9 protein-coding genes are annotated in these 15373 nt (G+C 27.2%); 2 read left to right on the top strand and 7 right to left on the bottom strand.

From position 1 onward, the window contains the following. Positions 1-10: 10 nt before the first annotated feature. The 7 genes from ACT1UH_RS02435 to ACT1UH_RS02405 all read right to left on the bottom strand — a co-directional run bounded on the left by ACT1UH_RS02435 (position 11) and on the right by ACT1UH_RS02405 (position 5537). The gene (locus ACT1UH_RS02435) at positions 11-844 is read right to left on the bottom strand and encodes a pseudouridine synthase family protein (RefSeq protein WP_444704841.1); all 834 of its coding nucleotides are present in this window, start codon (positions 842-844) and stop codon (positions 11-13) included. Next, positions 837-1457 (bottom strand): SMC-Scp complex subunit ScpB, encoded by a 621-nt coding sequence (gene scpB, locus ACT1UH_RS02430; protein ID WP_438340411.1) that lies wholly within the window; start codon positions 1455-1457, stop codon positions 837-839. The genes ACT1UH_RS02435 and scpB overlap by 8 nt, the downstream gene beginning before the upstream one ends. Then, a complete protein-coding gene (locus ACT1UH_RS02425; RefSeq protein WP_444704840.1) occupies positions 1447-2253 on the bottom strand; it encodes a segregation/condensation protein A in 807 nt (268 codons plus the stop codon). The genes scpB and ACT1UH_RS02425 overlap by 11 nt, the downstream gene beginning before the upstream one ends. A 15-nt stretch (positions 2254-2268) precedes the next feature. Further along, a complete protein-coding gene (locus tag ACT1UH_RS02420; protein WP_438340409.1) occupies positions 2269-3057 on the bottom strand; it encodes a lysophospholipid acyltransferase family protein in 789 nt (262 codons plus the stop codon). A gap of 24 nt (positions 3058-3081) precedes the next feature. Next, positions 3082-3384, bottom strand: coding sequence for a 4'-phosphopantetheinyl transferase superfamily protein (locus ACT1UH_RS02415; RefSeq protein WP_438340408.1), 303 nt, complete (start codon positions 3382-3384; stop codon positions 3082-3084). A 103-nt stretch (positions 3385-3487) separates the two neighbouring features. Continuing rightward, positions 3488-4816, bottom strand: coding sequence for a C1 family peptidase (locus ACT1UH_RS02410; protein ID WP_444704839.1), 1329 nt, complete (start codon positions 4814-4816; stop codon positions 3488-3490). A gap of 31 nt (positions 4817-4847) precedes the next feature. Beyond that, positions 4848-5537, bottom strand: a complete 690-nt coding sequence (locus tag ACT1UH_RS02405) for a potassium channel family protein (protein WP_444704838.1) — start codon at positions 5535-5537, stop codon at positions 4848-4850. 369 nt (positions 5538-5906) lie between these two features. Here ACT1UH_RS02405 and ACT1UH_RS02400 point away from each other — a divergent pair, with 369 nt between their 5' ends. Continuing rightward, positions 5907-7349, top strand: coding sequence for a TrkH family potassium uptake protein (locus tag ACT1UH_RS02400; protein WP_438340405.1), 1443 nt, complete (start codon positions 5907-5909; stop codon positions 7347-7349). Positions 7350-7359: 10 nt separating this feature from the next. Next, positions 7360-15345, top strand: a complete 7986-nt coding sequence (locus tag ACT1UH_RS02395) for a hypothetical protein (protein ID WP_444704837.1) — start codon at positions 7360-7362, stop codon at positions 15343-15345. Positions 15346-15373 lie beyond the last annotated feature (28 nt).

The following is a 15373-nucleotide window of genomic DNA, read 5'->3' as shown; positions in this document are numbered from 1 at the left end:
TTGGTCCTTTTTATCAACGCGGTTGAGATATAAAAATTTGATTATTATATTCATTAAATTCATCAGGTAAATTTTGAAATTTTATTGAATATGAATGCAAATATAATCTTTTTGCTTTTTTTCCACCATATTTAGTATCTCCCAAAATTGGAGATTTTAGATATTCAAGAGTAGCCCTGATTTGGTGCTTTTTTCCTGTAACAATTTGAGCGTAACTACGGTTTCCTTCCTTGAAGAAGATGGTTCTAGCTTTTATTCCAAAATCTGGATTTACTCGCATTTTTTTATTTTTAATATCTTTTTCAAGGCGTACAGTTATGTCAAGCTTTTCTTCGTTAAAGTCTGCAACAAATTGATAAATTTTTTCAAAATATTTTTGATACTCATCAAAAACTACTAAGGTTTTATAGTTCTTTGCATATACCACTAAACCACTAGTTTTTTTATCAATCCGGCCGATTGAAGCCGGTACAAAAGAAGAAGTTTTTTTAAAATTTAGATATTTATGAACTTGGTCATCTAGGCAATTTTCTTCTGAATGCATTGCGATGTTTATTGCTTTATCAACAATTAAAATATTTTTATCCTCATATATAACTTTAAAATTAATATTTGCAGTATTTCTCTTTTTTGGTTTTTGAATTTCAGAGATTCCGTAAACAATAATTTCATCGTCTAACTGTAATTTATATTGCTTATCGTTAGTTTTAATTCCATTTACTCTTATGTCTTTTTCACGGAAAATTTTTTCAATTCGTGATTTCGGGACATTGTCACATACTTTTAATATGTATTTATAAAGAATACGATCCACATCATCTTTTTTTGCTCTAAATTTATTCATTATATGTTTCCTCTACAAATAATTCATTATTGGATGCGTCGACTCTTTGAGAATCAAATAAGTCAAAATTTTCATCAGCCATTTCTTCTTCGATATTCGAGTAGCGGCTAAATTCAGGAAAAGGAGGAAGTTCAGCTAGTGTTTTAATTTTAAAATAATCATAAAATTTGTTAGTTATTCCATAAATGATGGGATTACCCGGAGTTTGAGCTACACCTACCTCCTCAATAATTCCTTTTTCTAATAAACTTGCAACAATTCCGTCACTAACAACACCTCTAATGTTTGAAATCATTGAACGAGTTACTGGTTGTTTATATGCAACAATTCCAGCTACTTCAATAGCTGCATTTGAAAGTCTTTGTTTCTTGACAATTGTAACTAGTTCAGATATATATTCCTTTACAGCCTCAACTGTAAGAAATTTATAAACATCATTGAATTCATAAACCTTAATACCATGATCTTGGTTATTAAAAAAAGTCTTGAAATCTCTTAATATTTTTCTGCCTTCTTGGATGGTGTTTAATTTAAAAATATCTTTCACTTGTTCCGAACTTAATCCTTCACTTCCTTGAACGAATAGTAGTGCTTCAATTATTTTATTCTTCATATTCTATTCCTTTTGTAAATTTGATAATACCTTCATCAACATCTTGTTCTAAAATAACAATTTGTTGTCTTGCGAGATCCAAAACGGCCAACATTGTTATGACAAAATGGCCTATTGTTGGTACATTAAAAATCTCATTAAACATAACCTCATTTTTATCAACAAAAAGACTGATTATTCTCTTTTTTTGATCCTCAGGATTTACAGCAACTGTTGATATAGTAATATTTCTAATTAATTCCGAATATGTTCGTTCAAACATTTTTCTTAATGTTATAACTAACTTCGAGCTATTAGAATGTCCATCAAGAATTGTTGAATCAACTTCTTTAACAAATTCCTCGGTTTCTTCTGGTTCTTTTGAAAACAAGTTTTGTCTTTGTTCTTCTTGTTTTTTTAATATTGAGGAAATTTCCTTAAACTTTTCATATTCCGCAATTTGTTCAAGCAATCTTTTCTTTTCTTGTTTGATTTCCTCTTCTGCTTCTGGGTCTTGTAATAACATCCTTGCTTTTAATTGAACTAGTGTTGCAGCCATAACTAAATATTCTGATGCAAGATCAATTTCATAACTTTCTATGTGTTTAATAATTTCTAAATATTGAGCAGTCAATTCAATTAAATCTACCTCAAAAATACTAATATTCTTTTCTCTTATTAGCGTTACTAAAAGGTCAAGTGGACCATCAAAATTAGAAAGTTTAAAAATATGTTTATCGCTTTCGGTACTTGTGTTTATTTTTTTGTCATCTTCTGAAGATAATTTACCTGATTTTGGTGTGTTTGTATGGTTCATAATATTGGTTATTCTCTATTTTCTTTTTGTAAAAGTATTTTTTATGGTTTCATCTGATGAGATATTTTGATCTTGATATTTGCTTGAAACAATATTTTTAACTCAGTTAGCAAAATCTTTTTTATCTAATGTTTGAAATTGCTGAGGTTTTATTGAAGGGTGAAAAATTACCTTAACGACAAGCTTTCCTTGTCTTTTATTATCAAGAGCATTAGCTGCATTATTTATTGTTACTGGTACAAGGGGAATGTAGGTTGATTGAGCTGTTAGAAATACACCACTATTAAAATGAGCTATCTTGCCATCTCTTGTTCTAGTGCCTTCAGGGAAAATAACACCACAAGTTTGGTGTTTTTTAACATATTGTCCAAAATCTCTTAGAATTGCTAACGCTTCCTTTGGCTTTTGTGTATTTATGTAAAAGGTACTAATTAGTTGACTAATTTTGTAAATTGATTTCTTTTGTTTAGCTTCCTCTCTAGCAACAAATGTCATTGGTTTTGATTTTCTTTCGCCATTACCATGGTTTCATAAAGCTGAAGCAATAATTAAAGGATCTAGATAAGTTGAATGATTAGGCGTTAAGAAACAAGGCCCACTTGGAATATTTTCAAATCCTTCAACTTCAACCTCGACATTCAGGTGTCGCAAAATATTTGAACTATATTTGTGGATAAAATGTTGTTTTTCTACGTCTTTATAATAATCTGGCATTGCTCTATTTCTTTTTGCTTTTGCCAAAAGTCTCACAAAGTTGTGTAGTAAAGGAATAAATCTAAGAAATTTTCTTGTTTTTAGTGTCATAAGTTTTTCTCCTTGTTTTATTTTTTAGGATTTAAATGCAACAGCAACAACATAACCATCTTCACTAGTTGTAGATAATTGGTAATTGGCATATGTATATCTTCCAGCATTCGTTTTTTTGATTAGTATGTTTTTAAAACTAAATATTGAATTGTCAATTTTGAATATGCACTCTTTTAATGCCCATCTGGTTGCTAAAAATATTGGTTTTTTAGAGTCGCTGATTTTTAAATATTCTTCAATTTCAATTGGGTGTAAAATTTTTTTAATGGCGTTGGTGGATATATTTATAAACCTATTAATTTTAGCCATATCAATTGAAATCATAAAACTCCTTAATAAATAATTATTAATTATAATTTAATTAATAAATATTATGATTACAAAAGGAAAAAAATACCAAGCTATTAAACTGGTATTTTGCTATTAATTATTCATCACATAGTGGATCAAATGGAGAAATCGTAAAAATAGGTTTATTAAACGATTCAATTATTTCTTTATCTAAATATTTTTTATCAACAATAGCCATGTAATTATAATCAGTAAATCATTGGTCGCTCATTGATCAAAAACCTTTTGATCCTCGATCGCTTCCTCAACTATTTTCTACCTTTCAATTAATTGCTTTTCCTTGGGAATCTAGGTTTACTCCTACCATATTCATTGCATGAGCAATTACTGAAGCTCTTGATTCGAACTTTTCAGCTTTTGAGAAGTCTGGCGTTTTTGTTAGTGTTAGATCAAAATTGTAAAGTTCGGAATCTAGGATGCCCTCTCTATTTCCAAATGTAGAAACATCGCATCCAAATCATACTGGGTCCCCTGCTTTAATTTGATTAATCATAACTTTTTTCATTATCTCGATATCAATATTAATCATTGTTAAGGGAGTACCGCCAACCATATTATTGCATAGAGGGGCTTGGATGACAGAATTATGTGGAAACTTATTTCTCGGATCAGATACAAGAGTGATTTTTGTTTCAATATGTTTGCTTAGGTATTTTTGATAAAACTCAACTGGTGTCATTTTATCTAATGATACATATTTTTTATCCTTATTCATATATTCGAATTTGAATTCCTTTGGTGGTTTACCTAATGATTTTACTAAAATGTTATAAACATCTTCTAGTGCTTTTTCTTTTAGTAAAGAAACTTTATTTAAATCATTTGTTTGCAAAAATGTTTGTCTCATCTTAGCAGTATAAGCCTTTAATCTTCAATTAATTTGTTCTACCATTTCACCCGTAGCTTCAGAACTAAATGATTCATTCATTGCATCTTTTGTTACAATTCCATATTTCTTAATAAGATTTGTAAAGAAATCTCAATAGCCACCATCTGAAACTGGGTTAGTATTAAAATATCTAAATAGGCGATCTTCATTCTCTAATTTTAGTCCTTCATTTTCAATTCAATTTAAGTAGAAATTTGCCTTTTCTAATTTATCAAAGAAATGAATATAGTTTTGTGAAAGTTCTAATGATTCAACATTAAATTCTTCCATTAGTTTAGTTCTAATAGAGTTTAAGCCAGCAAAAATTCAACATCTTCCTGATGCTTTTTGATTAGTAATATTCCCTACTTTTGTTTCATGAGAAAAAACAAAATTATGTTTTTTTATTGCCTCATTGTTTATTGAGCTTTGTTTTAATCCATTTTTAAAAATGGCTGATTCAATAATTTTGTTATTCATATTATTTTCATAATTTTCTTCAAACTTGTTAATTAATTCAAAATTAATTTCTGACATATTTTTATATTTTCTCCTTATTTTATTTAGATTATTTTGATTTGGTACAAAATTCCGTCACTCTTATAATATCTTCAAGTTTACCAATAAACGTAATTAGGTCACCATTTTCTATTTCAAAGTCGCCGCTAGGAAGAAATCAACTTTCGCCTCTTTGAATTAATGAAACTGATACGGAGTATTTGCTTCTAAATTCTGTTTCTCTAATTTTCTTGCCAATTATTTCATGATTTTTAATCCCGACTTTTGAGCTAACAAACCCATCTTGAATTTCAGTAATACATTCCGAAAAATTTGTCAAAGCATTATCTGAAACTAGGATAGCTGTTTTTGTTCCTGCTTCTTCTTCTGGAGAAACAATTCACTTGACACCAATTTGTTTTAAAACACGTGAATGACGAGAATTTGATGCTCTTGCAATTACTGTTTGCACACCTATTTCTGCCAGCGCTGCAACAATTTCAATGTTGTCTGATGTCGCAACGATAACGACATCAAATTCCTTAACATTAATTGATTCAAGAGTTTTTTTATCAGCACAATCAGCGACGTAAATGTTTTCAACTTCATCTTTAAATGGTAGAAGGTGTTTTTCATCTTGGTCAATTAGTACTAATCGAATATTGTTCGTTCTATCTAAAAGAAGTTTTCTTACAACCGCTTGACCAAAACGGCCAATGCCGATTATGCAAATTTCCCTTGCCTTTTTAAAAAGTTTCATATTTTCTCCTAAACTATTTTGATGATTACAAAATCATATACTAATAAATTTTAAGACTTTTATATTTAAATAAAGTAAAGTAATTTCAAAAAGATAACCCTAGCAAATGATTGAACTATTCAATCTAGTTGTCTGCAGATATAAATTATTAAATTTTTCTTTTAAATTTAAGTTGCCTTTTTAAATTTTAACATTTAAATTTTTTTAGTCAATTTCACCAAAAATATATTTTTTTACCTTTTGCTATATAATATAGCAATGATAAAAAAGCATCATATACCTAAAAAAACTAATATTTTCCTAAGATTTTTACGTAAGCTTGGGGTGGTAAGATATATTTTTATAATATATATCTTATTTACTATTCTTATGTCACTTTTGTTATTCTGAAACATATCCCATAAGGCCGATATAAAGGAACCAGTTAAATATATAGATGCACTTTTCGTATCTTCATCAGCATTTAGCGACACCGGGCTAACGCCATTAGTCACATCCGATACATTTAATACCTTTGGCCAGTTTTTGATTGCCTTAAGTATGGTTGTTGGCGGAATTGGAATATTTACATTTAAGATTTACATTTTTCAATCTATATTGGGTTTGAGATCTAACATCTTTAGCAATATGGTTTCTCAAACAGAAAGAGGTTCTATAACTGTTAGTGAAACAAGAAAGATGATTAAGATAGCAATTTCGTTCTTAATTATTACAACTGCTGTTGCTTCATTTATCTTTACAATGCTTTTATATTTGAGACCAAATTCAAATTTTATAACACAAGAGTTAAAAGAAACTAGCCCTTTATTGTTTAATAATAAAGTCGTTTTGAAGGCTAATGAGATACCATATAATAACTTTCTTCAATCATTAAAGTATGGAATTTTTCATGCGATTAGCTCAATAAATAATGCGGGATTTGACTTGTTTGGAAATAAGAGTTTACAACCTTTTTATAATGATTATGCTTTTCAAATAGTGACAATAATAACCTTTTTGATTGGCGGAATAGGCTTCCCGGTGATCTATGATATATGAAAAAAAATTCAATCAGTCAAGTTAGACCAACCACATCATAGATTTAATTTATTCACTAAATTTACAATAATAACTTATCTAATTACTACTGTATTAGGTTTTAGCATAAGTGTTATATTGGAATATAGTTCTAAATCAGAAACTACTTTTTGATATCAAAAGGAATATGGAACTGTGGGCGACAAACTATTTGCTATATACTTTCAAGTTAGTTCAACTAGATCTGCTGGTTTTTCAACTGTAAATTACTATAATTTTACACACTCAACCGTTTTATTACATAGCATCCTTATGTTTATCGGCTTTTCACCAGTTTCAACTGCAGGTGGTATTCGGAATACAACAATAGCAGTTATTTTTCTAAGCATAGTTACAATGATGACTGGTCGCAGTAGAATTAACGCCTTTAAGAGACAAATTGGTAAGGAAACTCTTATTAAAGCAGTCAATGTTTTTACTCTATCTATTGTCTTGATATTTATTGTATCAATTGTTAGTTATTCAACTCTTCCGACTCAAACTAAACAAATTGGTGATGTTAATTATCCAATTATTTTTGCAACATTTGAAGCATGCTCAGCTTTTGGTAATACTGGTTTGACAACAGGATTATCTTCAAATTCACACAACTTGCATATTGCTGGCAAATTAAGTCTTATTTTTATCATGATAATTGGACAATTTGGTATTCCTCAGACTATCAAAATATTTGGTCGAGGAAGAAAAGCACCAGAATACTATCAATATATCTATGAAGATGTATCGATTGGTTAGGAGGTTTCTCATGAAAACGAAAGAAATGATTAAAAAAGTTACTAAAATAACTGTTGGTTTATCACTTGGATTAGTAATCCCAATTACTTCTATTTCTTGTGATAATAAAAAAGCACCAGATCAAGCAAAACCTAAAATTCAAAAGAAAAATATTCAAAAACCAGTTAGCGGAAAAATAAATTATGTTGCCATCGGTGATGATTATGCAGCTGGAAATAATAATAGTTTTAATGCTCATAGTAATAACTTTTTTAGCAAAGAAGATAATGAAGTATACGGAATTTCATATGCCTCATATTTAGCTAATTCAATCTCGCTAATCAATGATGATGAAACAATATTAAATAGATATGAAAATCTGGGTTTATCTTATTCTACTACTGATGCTTGATTGCATTTATTAAAACCAACCAATACTAGCAATTTAAATGAATTTAATGAGGTAATAAATCTAAATAAAAAATTAGGTTTGTATAATGCTAATTTGAATAGTGAAAAGGTTATTAGTAATATTAAAGAATCAAATTTTATAACCATTTCATTAGGATTTAATGATATCTTTAAGAAAGATGAAATTTTGTCATTAGTATTAAGACAATTTAAAGATAAAAAAGAAGAAAATCAATTTATTGTAGGCTATAATAAAATTATTTCAGCAAGAATTGCACAATTATCAAAAAATTATACAGAGATAGTTAGGGAAATAAAACAAATAAATCCTAATATAAATATCAATCTAATTGGATATAGTGCGCCTTTAATTCATACTATCAATATTCAAGGTAATTTTCAAAATAATGTTTTGAAAACAACAACAGATTTATTGAATAAAACAATTAGCAATATCGCCGACAGTGAGAGTTTAAACTATTATAGTTTTTCATCTGAAAATAGCATTTATGAAAATGCTGAACAATTTTCGACTGATTATTTAAGTATCTTTCCAAGTGTCAACGGTTATAAAAAACTTGCGCAAGACATATTTGCAAAAATGTCTACAAATATTACAGAATATAATTCATTATTCAACAACAATGAATTTTCAAATCACAATAAAGCAATTTCATTTATAAAAAAAGCAACAACAATTAAATCATTAATTTTTGGAGTAGTTGGAAATAATGTAGATACATTTAAGAAACCGTATCCATTTGAAAAAAATTCAAAAAATAGTAGTCTTATTGCTTCTGAATCAAGCAATGTTTTTGCTCAAACTGTTTTGGCTGAATTTAGTAGTAAAATAAAAATGCTAAATAATGAACAACTTAAAACTTTTATTGATAACGTTCTTTCAATTATTGGCATTAATGATAAAGAGGCAAAAACATGATTTAATGAATTAATTAATTCATTGATATCTAAGCATAAAAATAATTTAATAGTTTCATTATTTGAACAGCTGTTTGATTCAGTTTATGTTCAACACTTTCTTAATAAGGCAAATATCAAGGTTTCACAATTATTGGCAAAAAAATCTCCTCAAAATACTTTAACATCTGAAATTAGGAAAATTCTTACGCAAGAATTTCAAGATAAAAACAGTATATACTTAATCTTAAAATCAGTATTAAATTCTAACTATTTATCTAAAATTGAAAATAAGGTTTTTATTAGACAAAATTTAGCGTCATTAATTAAAATATTATTTTCAAACAAATCTATTAAGCAACTATTTCCACAAGAGCTATTGCTATTATGAGATAAGAAAACAATGGATAAAAATATAGTTGTAAAATTTGATAATCTTGTTAATAAGGCAGTGGATAATTTATTAAGCAAAAGCGAATTATATTTTGCTAATACTAATTTTGATGGTTTTATAAATGATATTTTGAGGGACTCTAAGAAAGAAATTATTTCTCTATTTCAAGCAATTGTTGATTGATTAACCAAAGATAAGGGATCTCTAAAAAAGATTATTGATAAGATTGCAACCTCCTTAAAAAATGTTTATAGAGTGCCGCAAGAAAGACTTGATGACATTAAATATTTCATTCAAACAACAGTGGAAAATCTAAAGGATTTTAAGTATTCATATGAACTTCTTGATCTTTTTGTAGAAACTACACTCGATTCATACAAAGATAATAAGTTGTTAGATACACATTCATTTATTAAAGCATTTGTTAAGGGGTTGCTATTTAATACAAAGGATGCCAATAAAAATAATCGTGTCTTTTTTGCTCTAATTAGCAATGTTCCTAGAACACATAATATTGATCTTAATAAATACTATAATGGAATAAAATATCTCGGAGTTGGATTAGTGCAAGCGGAAAACATAATAAATTCAAATAATATAAGTAACCTGCTTGATGATCAAACAAGAGAAGCTATGCTTACATTGCTTAGAAATATTGCAAATAATTCTGATAACATTTTGAATATAACAGGTAAGAACTATATAAAAGACTTATTTTCATTATTGATTGACGATATCACTGCAAAGGGTAGCTTATTTAACCAAATTTTAGATAGACTTGGAGACTATGTTGTTATACATCCATTAATTAATTTCATTAAAAAACAAGGTTATGAGAAACAAATACTATCAGCAAATCCCGAATTTAATAATATAGAAGAGTTTGTAAAGTCTAGTTATTCTTCATTATATAAATCAGTTAATAATAAGATAATTATTGATAAGCTAAAATTTTTGGTAAATGACATTGTTGATAATGGTAAGCTATATGACAAAAGTTCACTATTTGCTTTTGTTGTTTCAACCTTAAAAAGAGTACAAGAAAATGGATTGATAACATTAGTAGAGACTTTATTGCAACAAATATCGAGTAAGGAAAATACTAAATTATTAGTGAATGTTCTTACCTCATACATTAATTCATCGTTAAATGTAAAACTAACCAATGTTGAAAAAGAACTGATTGAAACTTATATACAAAGCATTTTAAGAAACATTAAGGATTCAAACTTATTTAAACACTTTATTGATAATTTTAAGAAGATAACTAAAAAAATTGATATATCAAAAATCGATACTTTTGATAAGCTGGGTTTATATCTAAAAGAAGAATTAAGCAATCTTTTGATTGAATCAACAAACCCCGGTGCAATACAAATGTTTCTTGATTTTTTAAGCCTAAAGAATACAAAAGAAAAAGATGGATTTAACAAATTTATTAATGTTTTATCAATATTTTTAAAAAATGAAAATAATGTTGATTTTATTCTTGACAAGCTAAATCTTAAAAAAATTGTTGCGGATATCCCTAAAAAGATTGATTTTGCAAAGCTGCCCCAAAATGTTAGAGATGATGTTAAAGGGTTATTAAATAATGTATTGGCATTAATAATTAAAAAATGAGATGACAAGATAAATCCAAAAATTAAGGAATTAATTAAAAATTCAGTTTCAAATGAAAAAATTAAAAATGTAAAAAATTTAAATGAATTATTTTTCTTATTAATTAATGAAAATAAGGAATTTTTGAAGGAATTTATTTTAGACATAATAAACAATGTTATTTTGGTTAATCAACAAAGCGAGCAAAAAACTGTTGATATAGTTGTTTATTTAATTTCTACTCAAATTAATTACAAAAAATTAAGTGTTAGTGAACAAGGAAACATCAAATCGATAGTCAAAAAAGCAATTGCCTTTGTTAAGGATAAAAAAATATTTGGGCCATTGGTCGAAAGCTTATTAAATACAATGACTTCAAATATCAAGAAATTTGGTATTGATTTTAATAAATATGACTGAGCAAAAATTGTTGACTTTATCGATGATTTAGATATTATAAAAATTGTTGAAGCATCTGAGGATTTCTTTATTAACAAGATATCAAAAGATGAGCTAAAAACATTATTAAAAACTCTTCTTCTAAATGCTATGCATCTTTTTGCTTTGAACGATAAGCCAACAAATGATGAATCTACAGCATCTTCATTGCAAGAACCAACTAAGAAAACTATTCCAAACATTAATGTTGAAAAAATTTTAGGTATAGTTCAAAAGATATTGAACAAACTTTCTTCTGAAAATAAGAAGGAATTAATACCTTATTTAGTTGATGCTATCTACGATCTAAAAGAAAACGAAGGTTTTAAGAAATTCTTATCTGATTTACTATCTAAATCTCTTAAAAATGGCAATCAGACAGTTATTAAGGAAATATTAAATAATAAAGGAGATTATTCACTATTAGCTAGTCTAATTATTAACAAGTCATATAGCCTTTTATTAAACGAAGAAAATAAACAAGGTTTAGTTTTAATTTTAAATAGTTTATTTGCCGATGACAAACCAATAGTTTTAGATGCAAATAAACTTGCGATTAAATTATTTAAAAATGTTAAAACAAATAATTTATTAAATTTCATTAAAACCAATTTAGACCGTATATTGGGTGATGAGGAATTGCTGGATGTGATTGCCAGATATCTAATTAGTTTAGTAAAACAACAAGTAAACATAAAATTTAGTGGCAATGAAGATCTAATAGTTCTTAATTATCTAAAATCATTATTAAAATCTATTCCAAATTCTTCTTTAATCCATAAATTAAAGAAGAATTTGGAAGAAAAACTCAGCGAATTAACAGACACATCAAGTTATATTGATTTCCAAAAAAAATTGAGTGATGCCCTTAAACAAACATTTAGTTTTAATAAGGAAAATATAGAACAAATTTTTGATTTTTTAATTATAAAACAAGACAAGAAAGCACTAGGTGAAAAAAAACTTGTAGAAACTTTAAAAGTATTGTTAGGCAAAAAAGAGTTTTTAGAATTTATTTTAAAAAATATTAATCCTAAACAATTGATTAATAATATGTTTGATAATATAAATTTATCTAATTTAAATTTAGGAGAACATTCAAAAGGAGCTCTTACTTCAATAATTAAAGACACGAAAGATCTTATTAATCTAAAATATAATGATCTTGTTTCGCAAAATATCAATGAAATTATTGAAAAATTATTGCTTGAGGATGTCCTAAGGAATGTAGATTCTTTTGAAGGCTGATTTAAGAATTTCTTCATAGTTAATGAGGATTGGATAATTAAAAAGGTAGACTTAATTCTAAATGATATTTTATTATCAAAAGAAAGCGAACAATTAAAGCAATCAATTGCTAATTTCTTAGTTGAATTTGTTGCCGAAAAACTTAATGGCATTGAATTTAAAAACGGCCAAAAAGAATCGCTAAAAGCAATATTTAACAAGGCAATTAATTTCCTTCCAGATCTTAATATAAGCAACGCTATAACTAAATCTGCTATTAAATTATTAGTTAAAAATATTAACCAATATCAATTCAATTTTGAGAAATATAACTTTAATAGTGCGTTCGACTTTATTAGTATATTTAATAAAATAAACATAGATAAGTTAGACCAATTCTTATCAGGATTAGACTCGCATGACTTAGCTAATATTATTCTTTTAGTTATAAATAATTTTGATAAGCTAGAGTTACTTTTTGCTACTCCATCTGTTACTTTGCAAGAAAAATCAAAGAATAAAACAATTGTTGAGTTCAATAAAAAAGAGGGAATTAAGATAAATATAAATGATATTTTTAGATTAATTAAAGTTGGATTTTCAATTTTAAATGCCTCTGATCGTGAGTCTATCAAAAAAGAAATTCCTAGTCTAGTTCAAAAGATACGTAAATCTCCAAAAATAAAAGAGTATGTAAAAACTAAATTAGACTTTTTAACAAATCTTATTTTAAAAGTTGACTCAAACGCTCGAGATTTTGCTGACAAAACAAAAGAAAAGATTATTAAATTTATCTTTGATAAGGACGATACTAAGGACCTTATAACTAACTTTATTAATACACTAATTTCCTTAGACCAAAAATCATTAGAGAACATTCATAATATAAATGAATTAATTAAGAAACTTTTGAACCTAAATAAGTCTTCGATCAGTGACTTTATTAAAAAAATTGTTTCTAATGCCACTTCTGATGAAGCGTATATTAATAGTTTAGTTAAATTTGTGTTGAATGCAATTCATTCAGAATTAAAATTTGATTCAACTAGCGACGAGTTTGAAAATATTGCTAACTTAGGGACCAGAATTATTAAAAATCTAGGTAATAAAAATATTGTATCAGACATAATAAGTAAGCTTTTTGAGAGTCTTGTTGACATTGATATTATTGATTCAAAGGGCCATTTTGATCAAAATATATTGATATCAAAAATAATTTCAGGGTTAAAGAAAATCGATTGAAAGGCTTTATTTACATCCCAAAATATAGAGGATATGTTTAAATCACTTATTGGAAATAACATATCAAAAGAACAGTTAGTTAAAGAATTTAGTTCTTTATATCATTATTTGGAAAGAAATATACCAAAATTGACTAATCAAATAAACAACCAACATACAATATCTAATAACACTCAAAATGTGCTAAATCCAGTTATTTCTGATGAACAAAAAGAGTTTTTAAAGAATATTGAAGGCACAATATTCAATGTATTAACTGGCTTGAATGGTTCTCTTGATTCTAGCGAAACTGTTGGCAAGGAAGCAATAATCGAGGTTGTTCATACAATCTTTAAAGACCAAATTAAAAAGATAAAATGGCAAGAAATAAAACAGGATTTAATACCTAAGTCCGAATTACAAACTATAGTTGATAAATTTGTAGACAAACCAATTTTAAAAACGTTAATTAGCGATGTTATATCTGATTTTCTAACAAAACCAAAAGTCCAAGCAACAAATATTGGTGAAATAGTAACTAAAACATTAGAAAAAGTTTCGCAAAAATTAAAAGATAATGTAACAAAAGTGCTGGAAGCAGTTGTTGAAGACGATGATTTAATGAAGATTGTTATTGGTCATGTATTAAATTATTTAAAATTGGAAAATGTTACAGCCGAAGACATTTCATTTATCAAAGAATTAATTAGCGCTATTTTTAAAGAATTAATCAAAACTGATTTTTATAAACGAAAAGTTGTTAAGAGAACTATCGATCATATTGTTGGCTATAGTAAAAATTTCTCAATATTTGAACCAGTCAAATGACTCCTTGATGCCATTGAAAAAATTAAGGCCGGATTTTCATTTAATGATCTTAAGATTATTGCTTCTTTTGTTGGTGAAACTAAGGCTATTAATGGTGCTCGCTTGATTAAGCTTATAAATCTATTATTTGGAAAAAGTAATTTAAAGGATTCGGTTTTATATAATGGTTTGCGAAACATTAATATGAATCCCGATCCAACAAAGCGTACCAATATTAATACTCTACTTGATTTTGTAAGTATTGGACAATTAAGCAATTCGACTTCAACGAGTAACATTCAAAATGATGATCCAGATAATATTTCTCCTGACCTTGATGCACTGTCATTGATTAATGAAATCTTTAAAATGTTAAGTATTGAATATTATAAGAATCAAAATACTCAAAATAATAGTTTTAAAGTCAGATCTAAGACACCTGAATGGCAGGCGTTATATCGTTTTAAGGTGGCGATTGATTATATTCTTTTTGAAACATTTGGGCGTGAAACAGATATTGCTCAACGTGATGTGAGTCAAAGAAAAATTAATTTATATACAGGTGTTCGTTCGTTATTATGAGAGATTCAGGAAGGAACTAACATTTCGGCCATTCCGTTTTTAAGTTCTAAATTTTCAGGTATGCAAAGCTATTTTACAAAAGATATTGATCGTCGTCAATTTACTAATTATGCAGTAAGTGAATCTGGTTTTTGATTTGTCAAGTCATGAACTTACTTTGATGATAGTAATTATGGTCCTGAATCAATTACTTATTTAATTACTAGTTCTGGTTATAATGATAAAGAAAAGGGCAATTTAACTAGATTTAAATATAAAATTAGCGAGGTCGGACAAGCATATGAGATTTCTAAAAAAGAATATATCTTACTAACCTTAAAAGAAGGCGGTTATGGTAAATTCATGAAATTAAATAATAAGCGTTCGAATTCATCATGGTCTGGACTTGATAAAATTAATCCCGAAGATTTCTATTAGGATTTAGCTAAAAAAAATAAAAATAGAG

It is taken from the genome of Mycoplasma sp. 332 (assembly GCF_052378275.1).
Classification (GTDB): Bacteria; Bacillota_I; Bacilli_A; order Mycoplasmatales; family Metamycoplasmataceae; genus Metamycoplasma.
This window is presented reverse-complemented; position numbering and strand designations above follow the sequence as displayed.